This is a genomic window from Arthrobacter sp. Soil763, assembly GCF_001428365.1.
In the GTDB taxonomy this organism is placed as follows: domain Bacteria; phylum Actinomycetota; class Actinomycetes; order Actinomycetales; family Micrococcaceae; genus Arthrobacter.
The window spans coordinates 1069302-1095497 of record NZ_LMSH01000002.1 but is presented as its reverse complement, the minus strand read 5'-3'; the positions used below and the strand labels follow the sequence as shown (position 1 = coordinate 1095497).

Annotated in this window: 25 protein-coding genes and 1 pseudogene; 15 read left to right on the top strand and 11 right to left on the bottom strand. The window is 68.9% G+C overall.

Going from position 1 to position 26196, the window contains the following annotated elements; genetic code table 11:
• The first annotated feature begins 52 nt into the window (after window positions 1–52).
• On the top strand, window positions 53–3262 hold the full coding sequence (locus tag ASG71_RS08715) for an efflux RND transporter permease subunit (protein ID WP_056738236.1): 3210 nt from the start codon (window positions 53–55) through the stop codon (window positions 3260–3262).
• 42 nt (window positions 3263–3304) lie between these two features.
• On the opposite strand, the gene ASG71_RS08710 is transcribed toward ASG71_RS08715, so the two are convergent.
• Window positions 3305–4000 carry a GAF and ANTAR domain-containing protein gene (locus ASG71_RS08710; protein ID WP_321164501.1) on the bottom strand — a complete coding sequence of 232 codons (696 nt, stop codon included), beginning with the start codon at window positions 3998–4000 and terminating at the stop codon, window positions 3305–3307.
• Between the two features lie 282 nt (window positions 4001–4282).
• Here ASG71_RS08710 and ASG71_RS08705 point away from each other — a divergent pair, with 282 nt between their 5' ends.
• The 3 genes from ASG71_RS08705 to ASG71_RS08695 all read left to right on the top strand — a co-directional run bounded on the left by ASG71_RS08705 (window position 4283) and on the right by ASG71_RS08695 (window position 6100).
• Entirely contained in the window at window positions 4283–4573 is a 291-nt protein-coding gene (locus ASG71_RS08705) for a hypothetical protein (RefSeq protein ID WP_056738235.1), read from the top strand.
• A gap of 202 nt (window positions 4574–4775) precedes the next feature.
• Window positions 4776–5669 (top strand): ETEC_3214 domain-containing protein, encoded by an 894-nt coding sequence (locus ASG71_RS08700; protein ID WP_157366305.1) that lies wholly within the window; start codon window positions 4776–4778, stop codon window positions 5667–5669.
• 83 nt (window positions 5670–5752) lie between these two features.
• Window positions 5753–6100 carry a hypothetical protein gene (locus ASG71_RS08695; protein WP_056738233.1) on the top strand — a complete coding sequence of 116 codons (348 nt, stop codon included), beginning with the start codon at window positions 5753–5755 and terminating at the stop codon, window positions 6098–6100.
• 554 nt (window positions 6101–6654) lie between these two features.
• Here the strand turns inward: ASG71_RS08695 and ASG71_RS08690 are convergent.
• Window positions 6655–7413 (bottom strand): phosphotransferase, encoded by a 759-nt coding sequence (locus ASG71_RS08690; RefSeq protein ID WP_056738232.1) that lies wholly within the window; start codon window positions 7411–7413, stop codon window positions 6655–6657.
• Window positions 7414–7621: 208 nt separating this feature from the next.
• Window positions 7622–7780, bottom strand: coding sequence for a hypothetical protein (locus ASG71_RS16915; protein WP_235563957.1), 159 nt, complete (start codon window positions 7778–7780; stop codon window positions 7622–7624).
• 914 nt (window positions 7781–8694) lie between these two features.
• Between ASG71_RS16915 and ASG71_RS08680 the strand changes: the two genes are divergently transcribed.
• Window positions 8695–9798 carry an LLM class flavin-dependent oxidoreductase gene (locus tag ASG71_RS08680; protein ID WP_056738231.1) on the top strand — a complete coding sequence of 368 codons (1104 nt, stop codon included), beginning with the start codon at window positions 8695–8697 and terminating at the stop codon, window positions 9796–9798.
• The gene (locus ASG71_RS08675; protein WP_082574970.1) at window positions 9798–10358 is read left to right on the top strand and encodes a MarR family winged helix-turn-helix transcriptional regulator; all 561 of its coding nucleotides are present in this window, start codon (window positions 9798–9800) and stop codon (window positions 10356–10358) included. Before ASG71_RS08680 ends, ASG71_RS08675 begins: the two co-directional genes overlap by 1 nt.
• Window positions 10359–10386: 28 nt before the next feature.
• On the opposite strand, the gene ASG71_RS08670 is transcribed toward ASG71_RS08675, so the two are convergent.
• Window positions 10387–11193: a transglutaminase-like domain-containing protein gene (locus ASG71_RS08670; protein WP_056738230.1), complete on the bottom strand. Its 807-nt coding sequence runs from the start codon at window positions 11191–11193 to the stop codon at window positions 10387–10389.
• Window positions 11194–11277: 84 nt separating this feature from the next.
• The gene (locus tag ASG71_RS08665; protein WP_056738229.1) at window positions 11278–12087 is read right to left on the bottom strand and encodes a hypothetical protein; all 810 of its coding nucleotides are present in this window, start codon (window positions 12085–12087) and stop codon (window positions 11278–11280) included.
• A 159-nt stretch (window positions 12088–12246) separates the two neighbouring features.
• On the opposite strand from ASG71_RS08665, the gene ASG71_RS08660 reads away from it, so the two are divergent.
• A complete protein-coding gene (locus ASG71_RS08660; protein ID WP_056738228.1) occupies window positions 12247–12915 on the top strand; it encodes a DUF1684 domain-containing protein in 669 nt (222 codons plus the stop codon).
• 4 nt (window positions 12916–12919) lie between these two features.
• Window positions 12920–13399, top strand: coding sequence for a GtrA family protein (locus ASG71_RS08655; protein WP_056738227.1), 480 nt, complete (start codon window positions 12920–12922; stop codon window positions 13397–13399).
• A 6-nt stretch (window positions 13400–13405) separates the two neighbouring features.
• On the opposite strand, the gene ASG71_RS08650 is transcribed toward ASG71_RS08655, so the two are convergent.
• From ASG71_RS08650 to ASG71_RS08630, 5 genes are read right to left on the bottom strand one after another with little or no spacing between them, the layout of a single operon-like run.
• A complete protein-coding gene (locus tag ASG71_RS08650; RefSeq protein WP_056738226.1) occupies window positions 13406–14560 on the bottom strand; it encodes a cysteine desulfurase family protein in 1155 nt (384 codons plus the stop codon).
• 8 nt (window positions 14561–14568) lie between these two features.
• Complete coding sequence (nadC, locus tag ASG71_RS08645) at window positions 14569–15516, bottom strand: carboxylating nicotinate-nucleotide diphosphorylase (RefSeq protein ID WP_056738225.1); 948 nt, start codon at window positions 15514–15516, stop codon at window positions 14569–14571.
• Window positions 15513–17300, bottom strand: coding sequence for an L-aspartate oxidase (locus ASG71_RS08640; protein ID WP_056738224.1), 1788 nt, complete (start codon window positions 17298–17300; stop codon window positions 15513–15515). The genes nadC and ASG71_RS08640 overlap by 4 nt, the downstream gene beginning before the upstream one ends.
• Entirely contained in the window at window positions 17297–18607 is a 1311-nt protein-coding gene (gene nadA / locus ASG71_RS08635; RefSeq protein ID WP_056738223.1) for a quinolinate synthase NadA, read from the bottom strand. Before nadA ends, ASG71_RS08640 begins: the two co-directional genes overlap by 4 nt.
• Complete coding sequence (locus tag ASG71_RS08630) at window positions 18604–19320, bottom strand: NUDIX hydrolase (protein WP_056738661.1); 717 nt, start codon at window positions 19318–19320, stop codon at window positions 18604–18606. Before ASG71_RS08630 ends, nadA begins: the two co-directional genes overlap by 4 nt.
• Window positions 19321–19512: 192 nt before the next feature.
• Between ASG71_RS08630 and ASG71_RS16910 the strand changes: the two are divergent.
• Window positions 19513–19608: pseudogene (locus ASG71_RS16910) on the top strand (HAD-IB family hydrolase); the annotation flags it as partial.
• A gap of 198 nt (window positions 19609–19806) precedes the next feature.
• Here ASG71_RS16910 and ASG71_RS08625 read toward each other — a convergent pair.
• The gene (locus ASG71_RS08625) at window positions 19807–20280 is read right to left on the bottom strand and encodes an Lrp/AsnC family transcriptional regulator (protein ID WP_056738222.1); all 474 of its coding nucleotides are present in this window, start codon (window positions 20278–20280) and stop codon (window positions 19807–19809) included.
• Window positions 20281–20452: 172 nt separating this feature from the next.
• Here ASG71_RS08625 and ASG71_RS08620 point away from each other — a divergent pair, with 172 nt between their 5' ends.
• The 6 genes from ASG71_RS08620 (at window position 20453) to ASG71_RS08595 (ending at window position 26192) form a co-directional block, all read left to right on the top strand.
• Window positions 20453–21832, top strand: coding sequence for an amino acid permease (locus ASG71_RS08620; protein WP_056738221.1), 1380 nt, complete (start codon window positions 20453–20455; stop codon window positions 21830–21832).
• A 156-nt stretch (window positions 21833–21988) separates the two neighbouring features.
• Window positions 21989–22399 carry a YciI family protein gene (locus ASG71_RS08615; RefSeq protein ID WP_056738220.1) on the top strand — a complete coding sequence of 137 codons (411 nt, stop codon included), beginning with the start codon at window positions 21989–21991 and terminating at the stop codon, window positions 22397–22399.
• A gap of 6 nt (window positions 22400–22405) precedes the next feature.
• Window positions 22406–23596, top strand: coding sequence for an RNA polymerase sigma factor (locus ASG71_RS08610; protein ID WP_235563956.1), 1191 nt, complete (start codon window positions 22406–22408; stop codon window positions 23594–23596).
• 191 nt (window positions 23597–23787) lie between these two features.
• Window positions 23788–24837, top strand: a complete 1050-nt coding sequence (locus ASG71_RS08605) for a thiamine pyrophosphate-dependent enzyme (protein WP_056738219.1) — start codon at window positions 23788–23790, stop codon at window positions 24835–24837.
• Window positions 24830–25870, top strand: coding sequence for an alpha-ketoacid dehydrogenase subunit beta (locus ASG71_RS08600; RefSeq protein WP_056738218.1), 1041 nt, complete (start codon window positions 24830–24832; stop codon window positions 25868–25870). The genes ASG71_RS08605 and ASG71_RS08600 overlap by 8 nt, the downstream gene beginning before the upstream one ends.
• A complete protein-coding gene (locus ASG71_RS08595) occupies window positions 25863–26192 on the top strand; it encodes a biotin/lipoyl-containing protein (protein ID WP_056738217.1) in 330 nt (109 codons plus the stop codon). Before ASG71_RS08600 ends, ASG71_RS08595 begins: the two co-directional genes overlap by 8 nt.
• The last annotated feature ends 4 nt before the right edge of the window (window positions 26193–26196 follow it).

The window sequence follows — 26196 nt, the reverse complement described above, 5'->3', positions numbered from 1 at the left end:
CATTGAGGCGTTCCGTCGTGGCGAGCGTCCGCTAACCCCAGGAGTTCATGAGATGTTCCGGCTGGCCCAGCTCTCGCTAGCAAACCGGGCGCTGATCGCGCTGATCACCATTTTTGCGTCGGTGTTCGGCGTGATCACGATGACCTCGCTGAAGCAGGAGCTCATCCCGTCCATCGAGTTCCCGCAGATCACGGTCATCACCTCGATGCCGGGGGCCTCCCCGGAAGTCGTGGACAAGCAGGTCAGCGGGCCGCTGGAGACGGCGCTCCGCGGCGTCGAAGGGTTGGAGTCGACGTCGTCGACCTCCCGCAACGGCGTCTCACAGATCACCCTGGCGTTCACCTACGGGTCCAACCTGGACCGGGCGCGGAACCAGATCGACCGGGCCATCTCCAACGCCAAGCAGTCGCTCCCGAAGGACGTCCAGCCGCAGGCGATCGCCGGCAGCATCAGCGACTTCCCCATCGTGTTCCTCGCCGTGTCCTCGGACAAGCCGCTGAGTGAGCTGAACGCGGACCTGGTCCGGCTCAGCGTGCCGCGGCTGCAAAAGCTCGACGGCGTGCGCGGCGCCGAGGTGACCGGCGGCGCAACCCAACACATCAAGATCCTCCCCCGGCCGCAGGACCTGGCCGCCAGCGGTGCCACCATCGGTTCCATCTCCGACGCCCTGAAAAACAACGGTTCCCTGGTGCCGGCCGGCAGCATCGAGGAGAAGGGCAAGACCCTGTCGCTGCAGATCGGCAGCCCGGTGGACTCCCTTGACGCGATCAAGGCCCTGCCGCTCTCCGGCGCCCGGGACGCCGCAACGATCGGCAGCGTGGCGGACGTCAGCCTTGCCGAGGACGCCCGCACGTCGATCACCCGGACTAACGGCAAGGAGACCCTCGCCGTCTCGGTCACCAAGAAGCCCGAGGGCGACACCGTGGGCATCTCCCACGCGGTCAAGGACACCATCCCGCAGCTGGAAGCGGAGCTGGGGTCCGACGCGAAGTTCACGCCCGTGTTCGACCAGGCGCCGTTCATCGAAAAATCCATCAAGGACCTGACCACCGAGGGGCTCCTGGGCCTGGGCTTCGCCGTAGCGGTCATCCTGCTGTTCCTGCTCTCCGTGCGCTCGACCCTGGTCACGGCGGTATCCATCCCGCTGTCCCTGCTGATCACCTTCATCGGGCTTTCGGTGACCGGGTACTCCCTGAACATCCTGACCCTCGGCGCGCTGACCATCGCGATCGGCCGGGTGGTCGACGACTCAATCGTGGTGATCGAGAACATCAAGCGGCACCTCAGCTACGGCGAAGCGAAGATCACCGCCATCCTGACCTCCATCCGTGAAGTCGCCGGCGCGATCACCGCGTCCACGCTCACCACGGTCGCTGTGTTCCTGCCTATCGCATTCGTCGCAGGGCTGGCCGGAGAGTTGTTCCGGCCCTTCGCCCTGACCGTCACGATCGCGCTGGTGTCCTCGCTGCTGGTCTCCCTGACGATCGTCCCGGTGCTGGCGTACTGGTTCCTGCGAAACCCTGCGGACAAGGCCGCCGCCGCGGGTGACCGGACGGAAGCCGCCTCGGAGGCGGCCGCGAAGGCGCACGAAGCCGAGCAGCGCAGCATCCTGCAGCGCGGCTACCTGCCCGTCCTCCGCGGCACCCAGCGGCACCCCGTGATCACGCTGGTGGCCGCCGTCCTGGTCCTCGGCGGCACGGTCGCCATGTCACCTCTGCTCGCCACCGATCTGCTGGGCCGCTCCGGCGAAAACAGCATGACGGTGCGGCAGAGCCTCCCGGCCGGCACCAGCCTGGCCGAGGGCAACGCGGCCGCGATCAAGGTCGAGTCCAAGCTGCGCGGCATCGACGGCATCAAGGATGTCCAGGTCACCACCGGCAACGCCCAGACCGGTTTCTCCGCCCTGCAGTCCACCGGGGCGGCCAACTCCACCTTCACCGTGGTGACCGAGGAGAAGGCCAACCAGGGCAAGCTGCAGGACACCGTGCGTGCCGAGCTGGCCAAAATTTCCGACGCCGGCAAGATCACGGTCGGCTCGCAGCAGGGCGGCTTCGGGACGACGTCGACCGTGGACATCACGCTCAAGGCCGCCCGGTCCGATGACCTGCGCACCGCCAGCGACGCCATGGTCAAGGCGATGGAGGGTGTGCCCGGCTCGACCGAGGTCAGCACGAACCTCGCCGCCAGCCAGCCTGTGGTCCAGGTCAAGGTGGACCGGGCCAAGGCCACCGCGGCCGGCCTGAACGAGCAGCAGGTCGCCGGCGTCCTGGCCTCGACCATCAGCCCGGTTCCGGCCGGAACCGTCCGGATCGGCACGAACGACTACCCGGTCCGGATCGGTGAGGGGACCCGGTTCACCAGCATCGACGCGGTCCGCGACCTTAAGCTGCCGACGGCGCGGGGCCCGGTCCCGCTGTCCTCGATCGCGTCCGTCGAACAGGCGGACGTGCCGGTGTCCATCACGGCCAGCAACGGCCAGCGCACCGCGCGCGTGTCCGTCACGCCCTCGGGCAGCAACCTCGGGGCGGTCAGCACCGAGGTCCAGTCACGGCTGGCCACGGTCCAACTGCCGGCGGGCGTCACCGCCGAGATCGGCGGCGCCACGACGCAGCAGGCCGAGTCGTTCAGCCAGTTGGGGCTCGCGCTGCTCGCCGCCATCGCGATTGTGTACGTGATCATGGTGGCGACCTTCAAGTCCCTGGTGCAGCCGCTGATCCTGCTGGTTTCCATCCCCTTCGCCGCGACCGGGGCTATCGGCCTGCTGCTGGTGACCCGGGTCCCGCTGGGGCTGCCGTCGCTGATCGGCATGCTCATGCTCGTGGGCATCGTGGTGACGAACGCGATCGTGCTGATCGACCTGATCAACCAGTACCGGCAGCCCCGTAACGGCCAGCCGGGGATGAACGTGGCGGACGCGATCACGCACGGGGCCCGGCAGCGGCTCCGCCCCATCCTCATGACCGCGCTGGCTACCGTGTTTGCGCTGACCCCGATGGCGCTTGGCCTGACCGGCGGGGGCGGCTTCATCTCCCAGCCGCTCGCCATCGTCGTGATCGGCGGCCTCATCTCCTCGACCCTCCTGACCCTGATCCTCGTGCCGGTGCTGTATCGGCTGGTCGAGGGCCGGCGCGAGCGAAAGGCCCTGCGAAAGGCCGACGGCGGCACTGCCCCGCACGGCCGCCGGGCGCGCCCCGCGGCGTCGACCCCGGAGACGGCCGAGCGCGACGACGAGCCGGATGAGGCGCCCGCGCTTCGGCACTGACGCTCCCACGACGTCGGGCATGAGCCTTCGTGAAGTGGGAGGCTAGCCGAAGTGAGTTGCGACCTTGCCGCCGCCTGCGGACTCCACGATGGAAGCGGCGACATCGCGAAGCTTCAAATTGCGGTTGTTCGAGGCAGCTTTGATGAGTGAAAAGGCTTCCTGCTGAGTGCACCGGTTCTGGGCAATGATGACACCGACTGCCATGTCGATGACCGTCCGTGAACTCATGGCCAGCCTGAGGTTCTCCGCCGTTTGACTGTGCTGGGCCAGCAGGACCGCCAGCCTGAGGCCCTTGGAAGCCTGGGCGACGAACTCCTGCGCCCGGTTCACTGAACCGCCGTCGAAGGCATGGGCTCTTTCCGAATAGAGATTCATGCCAGCGCGGACGGAGTCGTCCGGCAAATGGAAGGGCACTGCGAGGATGGAGCGGATGCCATTGGCGGTGGCTATAGCGTTGTACGCAGGGAAGGTGTCATCGCCAGCTAGGTCGGGAATGTGGACCAGCAATTGCCGCCTGCTGGCCATTAGGCACGGCCCCTCATCGAGTTGGTACTGCAACTCGTCGAGCCTGCGCGCCTTTTCGCCGCTGCTGGCCACCGTACCGGCGGAGCCGGGACGCAGCAGCGTAATCCCGCAGAACACTTCGTTATTCTCCGAAGACAGATTGGCGGAGGCGTAGCGGGCGAGTTCGTCGAGAAAGTCGGCAACGTCCTGGGTCTCCAGCAGCAGGTCCTGCACCTCTGCGGCGAAGGGTCCCCGCTGATCCCCGTTCAGCCCGGGCTCTCTCATCAGTCCCATATCTAACTATGCACCCCGCCCTGCCGATCCCGACAGATGGCAGAAGCGGCGCACAGGCAGCGCGGGACTGGTCCGGATCGACGTCGGCGGTGGACCGGTTGCCGTGCGGACCCACTTCCGGAAAGTAGTGACGTAAGTTACTTCCGCGTTCGGAAATGGTGCATTAGCCTTCTTTTTGGGTCAAGACGCGGCCCGTTCGTGTTCGTAGAGAGATCCATATCTATGACTACCGGCAAACTTGGCGTCACGGTGTCAGTCGACCTCGATGCCTCGACTGTTACGATCCGCCCGGTCGGAACGCTGACCAACCGAAACCTTCAAGGCCTGCTCGCCCTCCGCCACCGGGCTGAACGCGCCCTCCCCCACTGCGACATCGTCCTCGACGGCGCGTTCCTCGGGTACGAGTCGACAGACGCCCGCGAAGCTCTGATCAGGTCCGGGCTGCGCCCGGGAACCGACCGGCCCCGCCGCACCGGCCTCGGTCCGCGGGCCGCCCTTAAGCAGGCGGCATGAGCGGTCTGCCGCGCCCGGAGGCGCCATCGCGGCCGTAGCTCCCTCCAGCCACCCGCGGATATGGCCGTTCATTGGGGGCGGCCATATCCCGGGCAGTACATGACCGCGGACCCGGCGTGGTCAGGGTACTTCGATCACTTCGCTGTTTCAGCGTCCGCTCGTTCCTGGCCACTCGTGGCCTACCCAGAATCACGAGGTTGTCATGACCAGAGAAGCTGCACATCAGGACCACTCGGGCAGCCGCATGCGTGAGGCGACCCGAAGGTACAGGACGAGCAGTGTTGCCACTTTCCTGGGAGTCTTGCTGATGACGGTTGCGGGCGGGTGCAATTCCCCGAGCGCGTCGCCCGCAAGCACGTCACCCGCTGTCGCATCGCCGGCCAGCGCGCCGGCCCAGGGCGATACGCCCGCTGTTCAAAGCACCCCCGACGCTTTCCAAGCACAGAAGGAAGCAATCGATTCGCTGGCTCTGGAACAGTCCGCCGAGTTTGTCAGCAGCAAACTAGGTGTGCCGCGAGAATCCCACCCCCTCTGCTCGAAAGTATCCACCTGCAGCCAGGGCACACCCGGCGAGCCGCTGCTAAACATCTACCGCGATGATTACTACACCGTCCGTGCGATATTCGATGCGAACAGCTTGAAGTTCTTCGCGGTCACCATGGAGTCCGACCAGTACAAGCCGCATATTCGATGGCTTTACGATCTTGGCGCACTTGGAGAATTCACCTACAAGGACGCATCTGTAGCAGACGGGATCGAACCCACCGCAGCGATGATTCACCTGGGGCCCCGGTCATCTTCCTACGCGGAGATCATTTCCGTGGGGGCCCCGGGGCACTATCAGGGGCTCATACTGGGCTGGGCCCCGGACGGTTTCGCGAACCTGCCGTGGGACATTAAAGGTGCCGAAGCACTCAACGCCAAGCAGATTCCCTCAAGCGACCGCAAAACCCTGCTGAAGGCGGCCGATCCGTTCCGCGCTGGCTCCGTACCGAATACCGCCGGCCTGTTCCTGGACGACGGCGGCCCCGTGAGCAAACTCCTGCAGGACCCGGGAAACGCGATCACCATCCTTTACGCGGGCACGAATGAGTGACCGTTCACGACAAGCCGGACAAACGACTGACATTAGGGTGGACCTACGGTAGAACACCGGATTGCAAATTCATTGGGGGAAACATGGAACAGTCATCAGCCAGCGCAACCGGCTTTCGGGAAGTAGCTGAGGGCGGGAATCCCGGCGTCCAGGCGGAGCATGAGCCGTACCGCCCGGACCCGCGCTGGTCGATCAACCCGTTCATTGCCCTGCTGTGGCTGCTGGCCGCGGTACTGGTCGTCGGCAGCTTAGCGATCCTCTCGACCGTGACGTTCAACATCGGCCCGCTTGGAGGGCCGCCTACTGTCTTATTTCTCACGATGACGTTTGCGCCGCATGCGCTCCTCGTTGGGGTCGTCGTCGTCCTTTGCCTGCTCTTCTGGCATGCGTGGCGGTGGCAGCAGTGGCGCGGCGACCGGCCGGCGCGCTGACCCCGGGCCGGGAGTCCCGGGTCTCAGCGAGCGCCGAGCAACCGCCGGCAGTTCGACCAGTCGGGGTGGTCCTGGACGCGTATTCCTTCATCAAGGGGTTGGCTGAGCGCCACCACGCTCTGGGTAGGTATCGCGCTGGTCCTAGTGGCGGCGTACTACGGCGTGCTCGCCGCCCGGGGCGGCGCCGACGGCGGCCCCGGGCCACCCTGGGCCCGGACAGATCAAGACCGAGCATTAGGGAGGAATTCCCCTACGCGTACTCTGGCGGTGCGAGTAACTGCGAGCACACCTTTGGGGATGGCATGGATCACAAGACGAGACTACTGATAGCCGGCACAGGGACTGCCGGCCTGAGCGCACTGACGCAACTTCTGTTCGTTCTGACCAAGCTCCCTGTCATCTTTTGGTCTGATCTTCTGGGCGGCATCGCCGCCGCCGTCGTTACTTCAATTCTCTTGGTCCTGCTCCGAGGCCGAATGCGGCGGTCGGCATAATCCCCGCATTGGGCGGACGGCACCAGCAAAAGCTCGGACGGGTGCTCGGCAGCCGGTCCGTCAACGCGTCGGCGCTAAGAGCGCTTCCGCCCAGATGGCCTGATGCTGACCGGCGTATTGAGTCGCGGCTCTCCAGTGGTCGCCGTGCCCGCTGGCAAACATCGTGCCCCAAGGCTCTTGACCTGTCTCATAGGAAGTGCTCAGAAGGTTGTACATCTCTGCAGCCTTACGATGCATTGCTGTGGGGAGGTCGGCGCGCAACACATGGTCCGCTTCATAGCCATCCACGAACGCCGCGAGATTCCTGGCCGATTCCTCGGGCGCCTGCTGGGTATCGGAGAGTGTGAACGCCTGGGCGGCGTAGGCAAGGTCCCATAACCTTGTGCTCGGAGCGGCAGCGTCCCAGTCGATGAAGGTCCAACGTTCGCCGATGATCAGGTTCCACGGGGCAAGATCATTGTGGCAGATTAGCTCTTCGCCGGGGCTGGGAATCGCCGTGGTCCACGACGCGCCGGGGTCTGGCGTGAATGCTTCGCTCGCGTCATGTATGGCCCGCACCATCGCTCCTACCCTGCCGAATTCCGAATGCGTGAGCGGATCCGAATCGAGGGCGAGTCGCCCGGGAATGAACTCGGTGACTTGTCTACCCTGCTCGTCTTGGCCAAGTACGAGAGGCACATCGACCCCCGCCTCCCGGACTGCTGTCATGAACGCAAGAACACTCGGGGTTGCGTCGGTCCATGGTTTGCGGACTGTTGACCCAACACGCACAACGACGCCGCTGGCGTTGCCCCCGTTGAGTACTTGCTCGTCTTCCATGACTAAGAGACTAGCTCTCGATAGTTGGGTGCCCGTAGGCCGGATGGCGAACGGGCGCCGGCCCTATTGAGCGGTTTCTCACCTCGGGACGTTACACCGCGTCACCCTCTGACGGATTTCCCCGTCGCCCTCATTGGTCAACAGGCAACTGCGACCCAACTTCTGCCGCCCGGGAAGCGAGCCTCTGCCGCTGGTCTCGGGTGAGCCTTCAAACTTGCAGGTCGAGGACCGCCCGGCTTCCCAACTCACCCACACCTAGCAACTGGCCCACCCTGCGTCTTGCTTCGTCCTCGTTCTCTGAGTCCTCAATCATCCGGAAGACCTCATCACGCCGATCCATCGCCCGCAGGAGGGCATCCAGGGTCATCAGTTCATCCCTCATGTGCCGCTAGTCCTCATCCATGCGGGGATTCTTGCACGACGGACTCCGTGGGCACTACGTCCAGTTGGGATCCGGTTTTCCTTGGCTCGACTAACAGGGAAACGTCGTACTTCTCAACGAGTCCGTAAGCCGGTCCTTCACCGGGACCGCGTTAGGTGATCTACCAGCCTTGTAAGGACTTCCAGTTGAACGGTTGCTGAGTGGTGCCAATCCGTTTCCGACACTTCGAGACTGTGGTTTCCGTCCTCGACAACGACCTTCTCAGAGTGGGAGCTCGAGACTTCCTCCGGGCGCCAAGATGGGTCCGCTGTCCCACCGACGAAGAGGTGTCTGGCGGACGCTTTGCGGGCCGCCTCGGCGATTCGGACGTCTGAGAGGATGGGCGTTATCCACGCGGCTTGAACTTCCCAGTCCAAGAAGTACGGTAGCGCGTAGGTTCCGAGGGATTTGCCGACTACTGCACTTGGGGCGCATGGCATCTCATGCAGCGCGTGGGAGACCGCCTCTTCAACAAAGTGCTGGGTATCCCTTGGTGCAGGGCCGCCGACGTCGGCGTGCCAGTTGATTGACCAGACGTCCCAACCCGCCCGAGTCAGAGCGAGTACAGGCCAGTAAAGCAACGGCCCTTGAACCGTGTATCCGGCCCCTGGGAGCAATAAGGCCAAAGGCGCCAATTTCGTAGGCGCAGAGTTGAACCTCTCAATTGTCGGCATGACAGGGACCCAAACACTGGTCAGTAGAGATGGCGACGGGTACGGGCCCAGCGCGGCCAGGCTGAAGGCCGACGGCGCCGGAATAATCCCACGCGCAACGCGTTGTAGAGGGTGATAGATGCAAATGCATGTAAATCGGTTATAGTGAAGCAGTTACCGGAAGTCTCCGGCCCGGAAAGGAACACCATGCAGATCGGCGTATTCAGCGTCAGCGACATCACTACCGACCCCACCACGGGCCGCGCCCCCACCGAACACGAGCGCATCAAGGCCTCCGTTGCCATTGCGAAGAAGGTCGAAGAGATCGGCATGGATGTCTACGCCATCGGCGAGCACCACAACCGGCCATTCTTCTCCTCCTCCCCCACCACCACGCTGGCGTACATCGCGGCGCAGACACAGCGGATCATCCTCTCCACCGCCACCACGCTAATCACCACCAACGACCCGGTGAAGATCGCCGAGGACTTCGCCATGCTCCAGCACCTCGCCGACGGCAGGGTTGACCTTGTCCTGGGCCGCGGCAACACCGCCCCGGTCTACCCGTGGTTCGGGAAAAACATCCAGGACGGCATCGAGCTCGCGATCGAGAACTACTCCCTGCTGCGCCGGCTCTGGGACGAGGACACGGTCAACTGGTCCGGGAAGCACCGCACCCCGCTGCAGAACTTCACCTCCACGCCGCGGCCGCTCGACGGCGTCGCGCCCTTTGTCTGGCACGGCTCGATCCGCACCCCGCAGATCGCCGAAGTGGCCGCCTACTACGGCGACGGTTTCTTCGCCAACAACATCTTCTGGCCCAAGGAGCACTACCAGCAGCTGATCGGCCTCTACCGCGAACGGTACGAGCACTACGGCCACGGCAAGGCAGACCAGGCCATTGTGGGCCTCGGCGGCCAGTTCTTCATGCGGAAGAACTCCCAGGACGCCATCAAGGAGTTCCGGCCGTACTTCGACAACGCCCCGGTCTACGGCCACGGCCCCTCCCTGGAGGACTTCACCTCCCAGACCCCGCTGACCGTCGGCAGCCCCCAGGAAGTCATCGAGAAGACCCTGACCTTCCGGGAACACTTCGGCGACTACCAGCGCCAGCTGTTCCTGATCGACCATGCGGGCCTGCCGTTGAAGACCGTCCTCGAGCAGCTGGACCTGTTCGGCGAGGAAGTCCTGCCGGTGCTCCGCAAGGAATACGCCGAGAAGACCCCGGCCCATGTTCCCGCCCCGCCGACCCACGCGGGCCGAGTGGCCGCATCGCTGGCAGCCCATGAGGCCGCCCCGCAGGAGGCGTGATGCCCGCGGGACACGGCCAGGCAGCGGCGGCGCAGATTCCGACGCCGGGCACGGCGCCGTCGTCGGAAACGCCGACGGCGGCGCCGGGCGCCGCGGTGCGCCTGGCGGCGCAGACCTGGGAGTCGCTGTTCCGGGCGCAGGTGGCCGTGATGCGGCGGCTCCAGTCCGGACCGGCGTTCAAGTCCCTCGCGGTCAACGAGTACGACGTGCTGTTCACGCTCTCCGGCTGCCCGTCCGGGTGGCTCCGCCAGAATGAGCTGAACGACCACGTGCTGCTGAGCCAGTCGAGCCTGAGCCGGCTGGTGGAACGGCTGGAAAAGCGCGGCCTCGTGGAGCGCCGTCCGGCGCCCGACGACGGCCGCGGCGTCCTGGTCCGGCTCACCGACGCCGGCCGGGACCTGCAGAAGCAGATCGGCCGCGAGCATGTCCGAGACATCGCCGCACTCGTGGCGCCGGCACTGACGGCTGAGGAACAACGCGAACTGCTGCGCCTGACCGAGAAGCTCCGCGCCTCCGTGCAGGGCAGGTCCGTTCCCGGGGCGACGGGAACCGCCGAGTAGGATTCCGGCCGGGGACCGGCCCGGCGGGCTACCGGATGGTGACCAGCTCGGCCGGGTCTTCTGTGGGCAGCTCGCCCGTGACGACGGCGGTGACCTTGAGCTCGCGGAGGGACAGGCTGCCGCCGACAGTAGACAGGAACGCAGTGTCGGATGAGTCCCGGCCGGCGGTGATCCGCAGCATGCTGGCCCGGGGCGCCAGGCCCGTCGGGTCGATCACGTGCCAGGCGCCGTCGATGTGGGCCTCGGCGACGGCATGGAAGTCCATCGGGCTCAGCCCGGGCGCGTAGACGGCAGCCAGCCGGGCCGGGACGTTCTTGGACCGCAGCAGCGAGATGGCCAGGTGGGCGAAGTCCCGGCAGACACCGCGCCGGTGCAGCAGGGTCTCCACGGCGCCGTCGGTCCCCCGCGAGGAGCCGCTGACGTACCGCAGCTCGCTGAAGACCCAGTTCCGGACCGCGTGCAGCAGCTCCGCGCCGGCCAGGCCGCCGAACTCGGCGTACGCCGTCGGGAGCAACCGGTCCGACTCGGCATAGCGGCTGGGCCGGACATACCGGATGAGTTCCATCAGTCCGGGCTCCTCGGGCGCCGCAAAGCCGGTGACGGTGGCGCTGTAGTCCACGAGTACCTCCGTGGGCTCGGCGAACTCCATGTAGTGGAAACGGCCGCCGTGGTGGTCGGCGAGTTCGGTCAGCGGCACGTCGGTGCCTTCAGCCGTCACGGACAGCGACTCCTCGAAGCCGCTGTAGCCGGGATTCCGGGCCACGGCGACGGCCATCGCGACCTTGGTGTTGGCCACCGTTTTGAAGGCCAGGCGTGCGGTCACAATGCGTTCCATGAATCTCCGGGGGTGCTGGCGAAGCCGCTGGATCGGGCAGCGGCTTCGGCGGTCTGCCGGGACGCCAGGGGCGGCGCGGCTGGACTAGTTTTTGATCTTCAGCGACATTAGCATCCGCTGGACATTGGCGAATTCGGAGCCCTGGTTGACGTATTTGTCGGCCTGGTCCAGCGTGTCGAAGGCCTTGGCCGGGGCGACCTTCTGGTCCGGGGCGAAGGCCTTGAGTTCCACCAGGTCGCCGAAGGAGTAGTCCCCGGCGGCTTCCGTGCCGCGGACGATGTTCCGCAGCGCGCAGGCCTTTCCGGCCGCGCCGCCGACCACGTTGGTGATGCCGTAGGAGCCGAAATACTTGTAGCCCTGGATGACGCGGTAGACCACGTGCGGCTCGATGGTTCCCTCCCCGCCGCGGTGCGGCAGCTCTACCGGAACGCTGCTGACCACCACATACGGTTTGGCCGCTGCGGTCTTGCAGGCGCCGGCCGGCTGCGGCCGCAGGCCGGTCTGCAGGGTCGCCAGGTACCTGCCCTCCGCGTCCTTGACCTCAACCCTCAGCGCACCCGGCAGCGTGCCGGCCGCCGGAGCCACCGACTGGGCGATCCAGTCCTGCGGCAGGTCGAAGCTGACGGTCTTCCCGGGATCCGAATAGGTCTTCCAGGCCGACGCGGTCGCTCCGGGCGCAGCCGTCCCCGCCGTGGCGGAGGGGGTCCCGGACGCCGCAGCGCCGGTGCCCGCCGTGGAACCCCCGGCCGCGTCCGACGTCGGACTTGCGGCGGGCGTTCCCGCCGTCCAGACCGGCGTGCCGTTGCCGTCGCCGCTGCAGCCAGCGAGCGCAGCCGCCGTGAGTGCCAGCGCCGCGGTAAACCTGAGCCCGCGGGGAAGAACCGTCCCAGTCATGGACAAAGCGTAGCCCGGCGCCGCGACGGGACCATGCCGCCGCGCCACGGCACTTCAGGTGCCCGCACCGGACGTCGGGGAAGCCCGCACGAGACGTCCCGGCGGCCTGCGCCGGGCGGGCCGCGGCGGGCAGGGCGTAAACCCGGCTAGGCTGGGGGGATGGCCGAACAGGACTTGGACGCAACGGACCCCAGCGGGAGCCTCGGCAAGATGTCCGCCGTCGACATCGCCGACTGGCGGCTCCGGACTTTCGCCCTCTACGCCGCCGTGCGGAAGATCGCCGCGGACAACCCGGCCGAAGCGCACGCGTACTGGCGCCAGGAGCGGGACCGGATGTTCGGCACCCACCCCGCCTCTCCGCTGACCGAGGAAGCCAAGGCGAACTTCGGCGGCCTCAAGACGGCCGACTACGACCCCATCTACCGCTTCCACGTCCCGCTCACCAAGGAGGGCGCAGGGCGGGAGATGAACGTTGAAACCGGAACAGACGGCGTGGTCCGGTTCGTCCGGCTCGGCACCTTCGACCTGCCGGAGCTGGGGCAGCTGGCGGTCTGGAAGCTCAACGGCTACGGCGGCGGCATCTTTGTGCCGTTCCGTGACGCCACCGCCGGCCAGCCGGGCGGCAGCTACGGCGCCGGCCGCTACCTGATCGACACGATCAAGGGCGCCTTCCACGGCGTCGAAGGCCACGGCCCGGACGCGCCGTTCGTGCTGGACTTCAACTTCGCCTACAACCCCTCCTGCGCGTACAACGAGGCGTGGGCCTGTCCGCTCGCGGGGCCCGCCAACCGCCTGGCCGTCGAGATGCCCGTCGGCGAGCTGTACTGACCGGATGGAGTCGCAGCTTCAACAGGAGCAGACCCGCCCGCGGTCCGTTCCGGGGCGCCTGCGGCACCGGGGCGTCCTGCGCTACCCGGTGGTCCGGCAACTCCTGCGCTTCACCGGCGTCGGCGTCGTCTGCACCGTTACCTCGCTGGCCCTGTACGCGTTCCTGCGGCCCTGGATCGGTGCCCAGCCGGCCAACGCCGTCGCCCTGGTCCTCACCTCGCTGATGAACACGGCGCTGAACCGGCGGCTCACATTCAAGATCACCGAGCGGCACCGGATGAAGCGCGACCACCTTAATGGCCTGATCGTGATCCTCGTGGCGCTGCTGATCACCGGCGGCAGCCTCGGCGTCCTGCACTGGATCAACCCGGACGCCACCGTGGCCGACGAACTCTGGACCACGACACTCTCCGGCTTCCTGGCCACCGCGGTCCGGTTCACCCTGCTGCGGCACTGGATCTTCCGCCGCGCCCGGCACCGCTAGCCCGGTTCAGGCACCGAGGGTGCGGACGCTGCCGACGGCGCCGCGCACGGCTGCCGCCGCCTGGTCCAGGTCGGCGGCGGTGACGTTGGCGTCAAAGCTGAAGCGCACGGCGGTCTGGGCGACCTCAGCGCTGATCCCCATCGCCAGGAGCACCGGGGACGGCTCGTCGGAACCGGCGGCGCAGGCCGAGCCGCTGGAGCAGATGATCCCGCGCCGCTCCAGTTCCAGCAGCACGGATTCGCCGCTGATGCCGGGGAAACAGAAGGACGCCACCGACGGCAGCCGCTCCACCGGGTGGCCGGTGGGCAGGGCTCCAGGCACGGCGGCCACGACGGCGCGGATGAACTCATCCCGGAGCGCGGCCACCCGGGCCGCCGCATCCGGCTGACCGCTTCCCGCCAGGCCCAGGGCGGTGGCCAGGGCGACTGCGGCCGCAACGTTCCCTGTCCCCGAGCGCCGGCCGCGTTCCTGCCCGCCGCCGTGGAGCAGCGGCTCCAGCCGGGTCCGGCCGCGGACGATCAGCGCGCCGCAGCCCTTCGGGGCACCCAGTTTGTGCCCGGAAAGGCTCAGGGCGTCCACCCCCAGCGCCCGGGTGTCCAGCGGCAGCCAGCCCGCGGCCTGCACCGCGTCGGTGTGCAGCGGAACGCCGTGCGCGTGCGCCATTGCGGCCAGCCGGGCCACGGGCTGCACCGTGCCGACCTCGTTGTTGGCGTACATGATGCTGACCAGGGCAGTTTCGGGCCGCAGGACAGCCGCGAGCGCCGCCTCGGTAACCTGCCCGTGACGGTCCACCGGCACCACGTCGACGGCAAAGCCATGGACCCGTTCGAGGTACCGGGCGGATTCCTCCACGGCCGGGTGCTCGACGGCGCTGACCACCACCCGGTCCAGGCGCCGGTCGGCGGCCCGCCGGGCCAGTGCGATGCCCTTGACGGCGAGGTTGTCCGCCTCGGTACCGCCGGAGGTGAAGACGACCTCCCCCGGCCGGCAGCCGAGGGCCTTGGCCGTTGCCTCCCGGGCGCCGGCGAGCGCGGCGGACGCGGCGTCCCCCAGCGAGTGGTGGCTGGACGGGTTGCCGAATTCCCCGGCCAGGTACGGCCACATGGCTTCCAGCACCTCGCGGCGGACCGGGGTGCTGGCGGCGGCGTCCAGGTAGATCACGGCAGTCCTCAGCCGTCCGCCGGGACGCCGGGGCCGGCCGCACCGGCGCCCAGTTCGACGTCGAGCCCCAGGTCCAGGGCGGTGACGCTGTGGGTGAGCGCGCCGACCGAGATGATGTCCACCCCGGTCGCGGCGATGCCGGCGACGGTGGCGAGGCTGACGTTGCCGCTGGCCTCGACGCGGGCGCGTCCGGCCACCAGCCCCACCCCGTCGGCGAGCTCCATCAGCGAGAAGTTGTCCAGCATGATGGTGTCCACCCCGGCGGCCAGGACCGGTTCGATTTGCTCCATGCTGTCCACTTCCACCTCAAAGTGCGTGGTGTGCCCCAGCCGCGCCTTCGCCTCCCGGAGTACGGCGGTGAGCTTTCCGGGGTCCCCGCCGGTGAGCACGGCCAGATGGTTGTCCTTGGCGAGGACCGCGTCCGAGAGGCTGAAGCGGTGGTTCGCTCCCCCGCCGCAGCGCACCGCGTAGCGCTCCAGCACCCGCAGTCCCGGCGTCGTCTTCCGGGTGTCGGCGATCCGCGCCCGGGTGCCGGCCACCAGCGCGACGAACTCGGCGGTGCGGGTCGCGATGGCGCTCATCCGCTGCACCAGGTTCAGCGCCACCCGTTCGGCCAGCAGCACGGCGCGGGCGTTGCCGCTCACCCGGGCCAGTGCCCTCCCGGCGTCGAACGCGGCGCCGTCGGCCACCAGCAGTTCGACGACGGCGTCCGGGTCAGCGAGCCGCATCGCGGCGGCGAAGACCTCCCCGCCGCTGAAGACCCCGGGGACGCGGGCGGCGAGCACCGCGGTGGCACGGGCACCGGCCGGAATCAGGGCCTGGGATGTGATATCGCCGTAGGGCGCGTCTTCCTGCAGCGCGGCGCGGAGCACGGCGTCGACGGCGGCCGCCGGCAGGGTGCTGGCGAGGTCCATGGCCGGCGGGGCGGCGTGCAGGGCCGGGGCGGGTGCTGTCATGAGGGGATCCTTTGCTCTGGACGGGTGGTCGGCATGGCGGCAGGGCTGCCGGCGGTATCTGCCGCTGCGGAATCGGTACGGTGGTGGGCGCCGAGGGAGGTTGTCCGGGCCCGGGCGGCGTCCACCAGCAGCCGGGCGGCCAGCAGCAGGTTGCGGTCCTCGTGCTCCCGCGGATCCGTGGTGTCCGGCACGGTCTCCGGCCGGACGACGGCGGCCCAGGCAGCGAGCTGCTCCGCGGCGGCATCAAGCTCGGCCCCGCAGCGAAGCACCCCGGCGGCTGCGGTCATCAACCGCCCAAGAGCCTCCCGCGAAAACGGCTCGGGATCGGACTCCGGCCCAGACTTCACAACACCATCGGGAAAACGCGTTTGGTGACATTTCCGAGCAGGACCCAGGGCTGGCTTCCCACCGTCGTTCGATGGCGTTCCGGAAGTGTGCGTCAAAGGGAGGCCGCCCGCGGCCGAGCTAGCACGCGGAGGAACGGCGTCGGACGACGCCCCAACGGACGTCCAGCCCGATCCGCCACCGAGGAAGTCCTCGACCGCGCGCCGCCCGAAGACCAGCCCCTCCAGCAGCGAATTGCTGGCCAGCCGGTTGGCGCCCTGGGCACCGGTGCGGGCAACTTCCCCGGCGGCGTACAGGCCCGGAACGCTGGTGCGCCCGGCCAGGTCCGTGGACACGCCGCCCATCCAGTAATGCGCGGCCGGAGAGACCGGCAGCAGCTCGCTGGTCCAGTCGTAGCCGGCGGCGCGGGTGGCCGCGGTGATGCCGGGGAACCGCCGGGCGAGGAAGCCGCTGCCGCGTCCAGCCTCGTTGCCGCGGGCGTCGAGGTAGACGGGGCTGTCGGCCGGCTGGCCGGTGGCGGCCAGGTGCAGCGCGATGCTGCGGGAGACGACGTCGCGCGGGGCCAGCTCGGCGGCCGGGTGGTAGTCCGGCATGAAGCGGTGCCCGGCGGCGTCGAGCAGCAGCGCGCCCTCGCCGCGCACCGCCTCGGAGATCAGCAGCGGGGGCGGTCCGCCGGGGACCTCGGCGGCTGCCAGCGTGGTGGGGTGGAACTGGAAGAACTCCAGGTCCCGGACTGCGGCACCGGCCCGCCAGGCGAGCGCGAGGCCGTCGGCGGTGGCGACCGCCGGGTTGCTGGTCCGCGCAAACAGGCGGCCCGCACCGCCGGTGGCGAGCAGCACGGCGTCGGCATCCAGCCGCCCCCGCCGGCCGCCGGCAAGGTAGGCGACGCCGGTGACGGTGCCCGCCGGGCCGGTCAGCAGCTCGGCCACGAAGGTGCCGGTCTGGACCCGCAGCCGGCCCTGGACGGCGCGTTCGAGCACCGCGGCGACCAGGCCGCGGGCGATGCGGGCTCCGGTTGCGTCGCCGCCGGCGTGCAGGATGCGCGCCGCCGAGTGGGCCGCCTCCAGGCCCAGCAGCGGCGCGCCGTCGGGCCCGAGGTCGAACGCGACCCCGTAGCGGCGCAGCGCGGCGATGTCCCGGACGGCCTCGGTGCAGAGCACCCGCACGGCTTCGGGGTCGTTCAGGCCGTTTCCCGCCGCGAGGGTGTCGGCGATGTGCGCCGCGACGGAGTCGCCCGGGGCGGCCTCGTCCGGGCCCAGCACGGCGGACACCCCGCCCTGGGCGAAGAAGGTGTTGGACTCCTCGAGTGTGCCCTTGGTCAGCAGCACCACCTCGGCGGCCCCGGCCCCGTTACCGGCCCCGGCGCCGGGATCGGAGGCGACCAGTGCCGCGTACAGCCCGGCGATCCCGCTGCCGACGACGACGAGCCGCCTGGTCACGGCCGCGCCGCCAGCATGCGTTCGAGCGCAATCCGGGCGGGGGCCGCGACGTCGTCGGCCACCGTGATCCGGTTGACCACCTCGCCGCGGACCAGGGCCTCGAGTACCCAGGCGAGGTAGCCCGGGTGGATCCGGTACATCGTGGAGCAGGGGCAGATCACCGGGTCGAGGCAGAAGATGGTGTGCTGCGGGTACTCGGCGGCCAGCCGGTTGACCAGGTTGATCTCCGTGCCGACGGCGAAGACGGTCGGCTCGGTGGCCGCGGCGATGGCCTTGCGGATGAAGTCGGTGGACCCGGCTGCGTCGGCGGCGTCCACCACCGGCATGGGGCACTCCGGGTGCACGATGACCTGCACGCCCGGGTACTCGGCGCGCGCCTTCTCGATCTGGGCCACGGTGAAGCGCTTGTGCACCGAGCAGAAGCCGTGCCAGAGGATGACCCGGGAGTCCTGCAGGACCTGCTCATCGTTGCCGCCGAGGTCCTGGCGCGGATTCCACAGCGGCATCTGCTCCAGCGGCACGCCCATGGCCTTGGCGGTGTTCCGGCCCAGGTGCTGGTCGGGGAAGAACAGCACCCGCTGGCCGCGCTCGAACGCCCACTCGAGCACCGTCGCGGCGTTCGAGGAGGTGCAGACGATCCCGCCGTGTTCGCCGCAGAAACCCTTGAGCGCGGCCGAGGAGTTCATGTAGGTGACCGGGATGACGGGGACCCGGCCGTCGGCGTCGGGCTCGGTGCCGAACAGTTCTTCGAGTTGTTCCCAGCATTCGGTGACCGAATCGATGTCCGCCATGTCCGCCATCGAGCAGCCGGCGGCGAGGTTGGGCAGGATCACCGCCTGCTCCGGTCCGGAGAGGATGTCCGCGGTTTCGGCCATGAAGTGCACGCCGCAGAAGATGATCGCTTCCGCCTCCGGGCGGGTCAGGGCCGCGTTGGCGAGCTGGAAGGAATCGCCTACGAAGTCGGCGTATTCCACCACCTCGTCGCGCTGGTAGAAGTGCCCCAGGATGACGGCCCGCTCCCCCAGCGACGCCTTGGCGGCCCGGATCCGGGCGTCGAGTTCGGCGTCGGTGGCCAGGCGGTATTCCTCCGGGAGCCGGCCCTGCCGCGGGGTCGAGGGCGGTGCGACGTCGGCTGCGGAGGCGCCGGGGCCGTACGCCGGAACACCGGCGCGGGCCTCGGCGGCGTCGAAGTCCCAGGGGCCGCGGGCCAACGCCGGGCTGCAGGTGGAGCCTGCCGCTGCGGCCGCCGCCTGGCCGGTGGCCTGTTCGCGCGTGATCAGCTGGATGGCCGTGTTGACGCTGCTCATGAGGTGCTCCTGTTGTCTGGGTCGAGGCCGGGGCGGCCGGTGAAGCGGTAGAGGCGGGGCGGGCGGTGCTTGCCGCCCTGGAGGTATTCGTCGGTTTCTTCGATTTCCGGGGCGGCCTTGATCTGCCGGCGGAAGTTGGCCGGGTCCAGTTCGCGGTCCAGGACCGCCTCGTAGACCTCCCGGACCTGGGCGAGGGTGAAGTACTCGCCGAGCAGGTGGTAGGCGATCGAGCCGTAGGCGAGCTTGTTGCGCAGCCGCCAGAGCGCGTACTCGACGATCGTGTTGTGGTCGAAGGCGAGGTCGCCGAGGCCGTCGGCCCGGAACCAGCGGACGTTTTCGGACTCGTCGGCGAGCGCGGCCTCGGTGGGCTGGACCAGCGCCCAGTAGACAATCGAGACCACCCGCTGGCTGGGCGAACGGTGCAGGCCGCCGAAGGCGTACAGCTGTTCGAGGTACCGCGGGGTGAGCCCGGTGGTGTCGCGCAGGTTCCGGGACGCCGCATCCTGCAGCGACTCGTCGTGGCTGAGCGGACCGCCGGGGAGCGCCCACATGTCCTTGAAGGGTTCCCGGATGCGGCGTACCAGCGGGATCCAGAGCGTGGGCCGGCCGGAGCGTTCGGAGGGGCGCAACGCGAAGATCACAGTGGAGATGGCCAGCGACGGCGGCGCCAGGCGGCGCTCCGAGACGTTGGCTGGAGAGGTGTAGACGGTGATCGACCCCGCTTTCAGGGGCCCGAACCGTTCCTGCGGGGACCGGCCGGACGGGTCCGGCCCTACCGCCGGACTAGTTATAGTCACTTTGACTAGAACTAATGATACGTCCGCGTCCGCGGGGTGCAAAATATTGCGGCTGAGCTGCTCAGGGGCCCTGCCGCCACCGTGCCCACGGGCGGCACAACGGGCACGCGCCGCCATGCCCGCGAGCAAAACTTGCAGGTCTACGACTTCCGCTCCGGCCGCCGTGCGGCGCCCCCGGGGCTCACGGCCGCGACCGTGGGCGGGTGGTCTACGGACCAGGCATCCCGCCGCATTACGGAATTCCGCGGGGGTTCTGGATTTCCGCGGCGGTTTCGGACGGGCGCACCCCGGGCCCGGGGTGCGCCCGTCCGAAAGCGCCGCGCCAGTCCGAAACCCGGGCGCAAAAGAGAATGCCCGCCGCGACGGGCTGCCGCGGCACCTCGAGGCCGGCGTGCGTCGGGGTTACTGGCCCTGCGCGGCGGCTTCCAGCAGGGGCAGGGTCCGGCCCTCGAAGTGGGTGTTGAGCACGATCACCGAGGAGGAGCGCAGCACCGTCCGGGTGGCGATCATCGCATCCAGCACCCGCTGCAGGTCCGGGTTGGAACGGGCGGCGATGCGGGCCATGAGGTCCGAACTGCCGGAGACGGTATGGATCTCGATCAGTTCCGGGATTTTGGCCAGGGCCTCGACGACGGCGTCGTGGCCCAGGTCCTGGTTGATGGTCAGGGAGCAGAAGGCCACCACCGGGTAGCCGAAGCGCGCCGGGTCCGGCTGCGGCACCCAGGAAGCGATTACCCCACTGTCCTGCATCCGGTCCAGCCGCGACTGCACCGTGGCTCGGGCGACCTTCAGCACCCGCGACGCCTCCAGGACAGACGCCCGGGGGAAGTCCGTGAAGAATCGGACAATCTTTGCATCGAGCGGGTCAACGTTCACGCCGGTTTCCTTGCCTGCGGGGATCCGGCCGCACAAATCGCCGTGATTCGCGCCGGAAGGGGAACAACTTGCCCCCATGTTCTCACGCCGCCCGCACGGAGAGGGCCTCCGGGGGCGGTAAATTCGAATGGTCCCAAAAGGACGCCACCCCACCACAAGAAGGTTCGCCAGCATGACAACGAAGTCCGCCGCGGAGCACCCGTCCCTGCACCTCGGCCACAACATGAAGCCCCGCCAGCTCACCATGATGGGACTCGGCAGCGCCATCGGCGCGGGCCTGTTCCTCGGATCGGGGGCCGGGATCCAGGCCGCCGGTCCCGCCGTCCTGGTCTCCTACCTGGTTGCCGGCACCCTGATCATCATCGTCATGTGGGCGCTCGGCGAGATGGCCGCGGCCAATCCCACCAGCGGCGCGTTTTCCGTCTACGCCGAAAAGGCACTGGGCAAGACCGCCGGCGCCACGGTGGGCTGGCTCTGGTGGCTGCAGCTGGTAGTGGTCATCGCCGCCGAGGCGCTGGGGGCGGCCGGGCTGCTTTTCACCATCTGGCCGGTGGTGCCCGTCTGGGCCCTGTCGCTGGTCTTCATGGCGGTCTTCACCGCCATCAACCTCGCCGGCGTGCGGAACTTCGGCGAATTCGAATTCTGGTTCGCCATCCTCAAGGTGGTGGCCATCCTGCTGTTCCTCGCGATCGGGACCGCCCTGCTGCTGGGCTGGCTGCCGGAGGTACCGAGCCCGGGACTGGCCAACCTCACCTCCGACTTCGCCCCGGCGGGCCTGGGCGGCGTCGCCACGGCCCTCTTCGTGGTGATCTTCGCCTTCGGCGGCACCGAGATCGTCAGCGTCGCCGCGGCCGAGACCGAGGACCCCGAGCGCAGCGTGGGCCATGCGATCCGCACCGTGGTCTGGCGGATCCTGGTCTTCTACATCGGCTCGGTTTTCGTCATCGCCGCCGTGCTGCCCTCGACCTCGGACGCGCTCAAGTCCCCCTTCGCCGGCGTCCTGGACCTGGCCCGCATCCCCGGCGCCGGCGCCGCGATCACCCTGGTCGCCGTCGTCGCCCTGCTCTCGGCGCTGAACGCCAACCTCTACGGCGCCTCCCGGATGGCCTATTCGCTGTCCCAGCGTGGCGAGGCCCCGGCCTTCCTGTCCCGGCTGAACAAGGCCCGCGTGCCCGTGGCGGCGGTCAGCATCTCGGTGGCGTTCGGGTTCCTCGCCGCCGTGCTGGAGCTGTTGTTCCCTGAGCGGATCCTGCCCGCGCTTTTCCAGCTGGTGGGATCGACCTGCCTGGTGGTCTGGGGCTCGGCCCTGGTGTCCCAGCTCATCCTGCGGCGCCGCGCGGACCGCGACGGCACCGCGCTGCCGCTGCGGATGAGGGGCTTCCCGGCCATCACCATCTTCGGCCTGGTGCTGCTGGCACTCATCTTCGCCGTCGGCTTCAGCAGCCCGGACAGCAGCAAGCAGCTCTTCAGCACCCTGGCGCTGATTGCCGCCATGGCCGCCGCGAGCTGGCTCGGCACACGTTTAGTCAAGGCACGCCGCGGCACAAACTGACCGGCGGCAACCAGGTCCGGCCGGCGGACCTTGGCCGGGACTCCCCTGAAGCATCTTATTGACGCTAGATTGTCGATCGATGTCGAGAAGCGCCTCCCCGCTCCGCTCACCATGTGATCGGCCGCGATAGGCGCGGCCCCAGGATTGGAGATCACCATGCCGAAGTATCTGCTCCTCAAGCATTACCGCGGCGGTCCGGAACCGCACCGCAGCGTGCCTCCGATGGACCGGTGGGCGCCGGAGGACGTGGAGGCGCACATGGCCTTCCTCCGGCACGTCAGCGAGGTGCTCGAGGAGAACGGCGAGTACGTCGACGCCCAGGCGCTCACCCCGGAGCGCACCTGGGTTCGTTACGGGGGCCCGGACGCCGCGCCCGTCACTACCGACGGCCCGCTTCCTGAAACCAGCGACCTGGTCGCCGGCTGGTACATGATCGACGTGGACTCCTACGAGCGCGCGGTCGAACTCGCCGCCTTCGTCTCCTCCGAGCCTGGTCCGGGCGGCGAGCCCCTATACGAGTGGATCGACATCCGTGAGGTCATGTCCGGGGCACCCTCGAACGACTGACCGGGCGTGGCCATCGATCCGATAGGGGCGCTGGACGAGGGTGCCCTGCGCGCCCTCGTCCGGCGGGTGCTCGCGGGCCTGGTGCGGCGGGGAGAGGACTTCGACGCGGCCGAGGACGCGGTCCAGGAGGCGCTGCTGGAAGCGCTGCGGGTGTGGCCCGAACACCCGCCGCGCGAACCGCACGCCTGGCTGACCACGGTTGCCACCCGGCGCCTGATCGATTTCCGCCGCAGCGAGGCAGCCCGTCACCGGCGGGAAGCGTCCGCCGGCGGGGAGCCGGCGTCCACGCTGCCAGAGGAGGGCGATGACACGCTCTTTCTACTCTTCTGTTGCTGCCACCCCGGCCTTACGCCTGCCTCCCAGGTGGCCCTGACCCTCCGCGCTGTCTGCGGCCTCACGACCCGCGAGATCGCCGACGCCTTCTTCGTTCCGGAGACGACGATGGCGCAACGGATCAGCCGCGCCAGGCGCGCCCTGCGCGGGCAGCGCTTTGACCGGCCAGGCGACCTCGGTGTGGTCCTCCATGTGCTCTACCTCGTCTACACCTGCGGCCACGCCGGCCGCCTCGACCTGGCAAAAGAAGCCATCCGGCTCGCCCGCCAGCTCACCCTCGTGACTGAAGAACCGGAGGCGCGCGGGCTGCTGGCCCTCATGCTCCTCAACCACGCCCGGATCCCGGCCCGGTTTGATCCCGAGGGCCGGATCATCACCCTCGAGCGGCAGGACCGCGGACTGTGGGACAAACGAGAGATTGCCGAAGGCGTCCGCGTCCTGCAGTCGGCGCTGGCTGCAGAACGCCACGGCAGATACCAGATCGAGGCCGCCATCGCCGCGCTGCACGATGATGCGGCGACCGCCGCAGAGACCGACTGGCCGCAGATCCTCGCCTGGTACGACGACCTCCTCGCACTCACCGACGACGGTGCACAGCGCAACCCGGGCGCGGCACTCGGGCGCGCGGTGGCCGTAGGCCACGTCCGGGGCGCCCGGGCGGGGCTGCGTGAGGCCTACCTCCTGGAGGACGGGCTCGGCCACCTGCACCGCTGGCATGCCGTGCTGGCCCATCTATATGAGCTGGGCGGTGATTTCTCCGCCGCGGCCGCGGCCTACGCCGAAGCTGCCCGCCGGGCAACGAACGTCGCCGAACGCGACCACCTTGTCCGGCAGGCGGCCCGCGTCCGGCTTGCTTCCCGGTGAAGATCCCCGCGACGGCCCCAGCGGGCAACCGAGGACGGCGGCGGCGGGCGGGGGCAGACGGGACAGGCAGGCAGTTCAGGGGTGTACAAATTGCCACGGCCGACCCCGGCCCGGCGGGCAGCTTTAAGCAGAATGGCCAGCGGCCCGTGAACTGATTGCCCACCATGCAAACCGTGACTAGGGTCACAGCCATGGACACACTTCCCCTTGCGGCCTCCGGCGGGGACGCCGGGCCGCTCAGCGCCGCCGAGCTCCGCCGGCTGTACTCCCTGATGGTTGCCGTGCGGCACCTGGACACCTCCGCCATTGCCTGGCAGCGTCAGGGCATCATCCCCGGGTACGCCCCGGAGCTGGGCCAGGAAGCGGCGCAGGTCGGAAGCGGCTACGCCGTGGACACCACCCGCGACTTCGTCTTCCCCACCTACCGCGAGATGGGCGTCGCCCGGACCATGGGCGTGGACATGGTCGGCTACATGTCCACCCACAAGGCCACCTGGCACGGCGGGCTCTACGACCCGGCGGCGTCCCGGCTCGCCCCGATCCAGGCCGTCGTCGGCGGCTCCGTACTGCACGCCGTCGGCTGGGCGCACGGCCAGACCCTGGCCGGCCCCGCCGACGGCAAGCTCGGAGTCGCCCTGACGTACTTCGGCGACGGCGCCTCCTCCCAGGGCGACGTGCACGAGGCGATGAACTTCGCCGCCGTGATGAAGGCCCCCGTGGTCTTCTTCGTCCAGAACAACGGCTGGGCCATCTCGGTCCCCACCGAACGCCAGGTGGCCGGCGGTTCGGTCGCCGCCCGCGCGGCCGGCTACGGCATGCCGGCGCTGCAGGTGGACGGCGACGACGTCGTCGCCGTCGTCGACGCCACCCGCCGCGCCTTTGCCCACGCCCGCGCCGGGCACGGACCCGTGCTGATCGAGGCCATGACCTACCGCCGCGGCCCGCACTCGACCTCGGACGATCCCGGCCGATACCGCTCGCTGGACGAGGAGCGCGACGGCGCCGGCGTCGACCCGCTGGAACGGCTGCGGCAGCGGTTGCTGGCGGACGGCATCGCCGACGAGGCCTTCTTCGCCGAGGCCCTTGTCGCCGCCAAGGCCGAGGAGGAACAGATCCGCACCGGCATCCAGGCCCTCGGTCCCCGGCCCGGCGCCGAAATGTTTGACCTGGTCTTCCAGGAGACCACCCCGGCCCTGCAGGCCCAGGCCGCCCACTGGCGCGAGGAGTCCGAACATGTCTAACTCAATCCTGGAAAGCGGCACCCCCGGGACCGAGGCCGCGGCCACCGTGATGTCCATGCAGCAGGCCCTCAACCGGGCCCTGGACGAGGTCCTCGCGGAGAACCCGAAAACCGTCATCTTCGGCGAGGACTGCGGCCGGCTCGGCGGGGTCTTCCGGATCACGGACGGGCTGCAGGCCAAGCACGGCACGCAGCGGGTCTTCGACACCCCGCTGGCGGAGTCCGGCATCCTGGGCATGTCCGTGGGCCTGGCCATGGCCGGGTTCCACCCCATCCCCGAGGTCCAGTTCGACGGCTTCGCCTACCCGGCGGTCAACCAGATCGTCTGCCAGATCGCCCGGATGAACTACCGCAGCCGCGGCACCCTGCCGATGCCGATCACCCTGCGCGTGCCCAGCTTCGGCGGCATCCGTGCCCCCGAACACCACGGCGAAAGCCTCGAGGCGCTCTTCGCCCACGTCCCGGGGCTGAAGGTGGTTTCGCCGTCAAACCCGCACGAGGCGTACCACCTGCTCAAGTACGCGGCCACCCGGCCGGATCCCGTGATCTTCATGGAACCGAAGTCCCGCTACTGGCAAAAGGGCGAGGTCGATACGGACAGCGCCGACGCCGGCGGCGGCGCCCCGACCGGGGCCAAGGTCATGCGCGAGGGCCGGCATCTGACGCTCGTGGCGTGGGGCGCCATGGTGGCCCGGTGCCTGCAGGTGGCCGAGCTCGCCGCCGAGGACGGGATCGAGATCGAGGTCCTGGACCTGCGCTGGCTCAAGCCGATCGACGCCGCGTCCCTGGCCGCCTCCGTGCGCAAGACGCGCCGCGCCGTCGTCGTCCATGAGGCCCCGCTGACCTCCGGACTGGGCGCCGAGGTGGCGCAGCTGATCACCCAGGCCTGCTTCAGCACGCTCAAGGCGCCGGTGGAGCGTGTTACCGGCTTCGACGTCCCGTATCCCTCGGGTGACCTTGAGGACGAATACATCCCGAACATTGACCGGATCCTCTTCGGCATCCAGCGAGTATTGGAGTACAAACGTGGCTGAACTTTCCTTCCCGCTGCCCGACCTTGGCGAGGGCCTGATCGAGGCGACCGTGCTCGAATGGCTCGTCGCTCCCGGCGACCAGGTGGAGCGCAACCAGCCGCTCGTGGAGGTCGAAACCACCAAATCGGCGGTGGAATTGCCCAGCCCGCAGGCAGGTAAGGTAGTGCGTATCCACGGCGGGCCCGGCGACAGGATCAATGTCGGCGAGCCCCTGATCGTGTTCGAGGTCCCGGACAACACCGCCGGCATCGTGGGCACGGTCCCGACGGAAGAGGCACCGAAGCGCCGGGTCCGCCTGAGCGCCGTACTTGATGAGGACTGACACC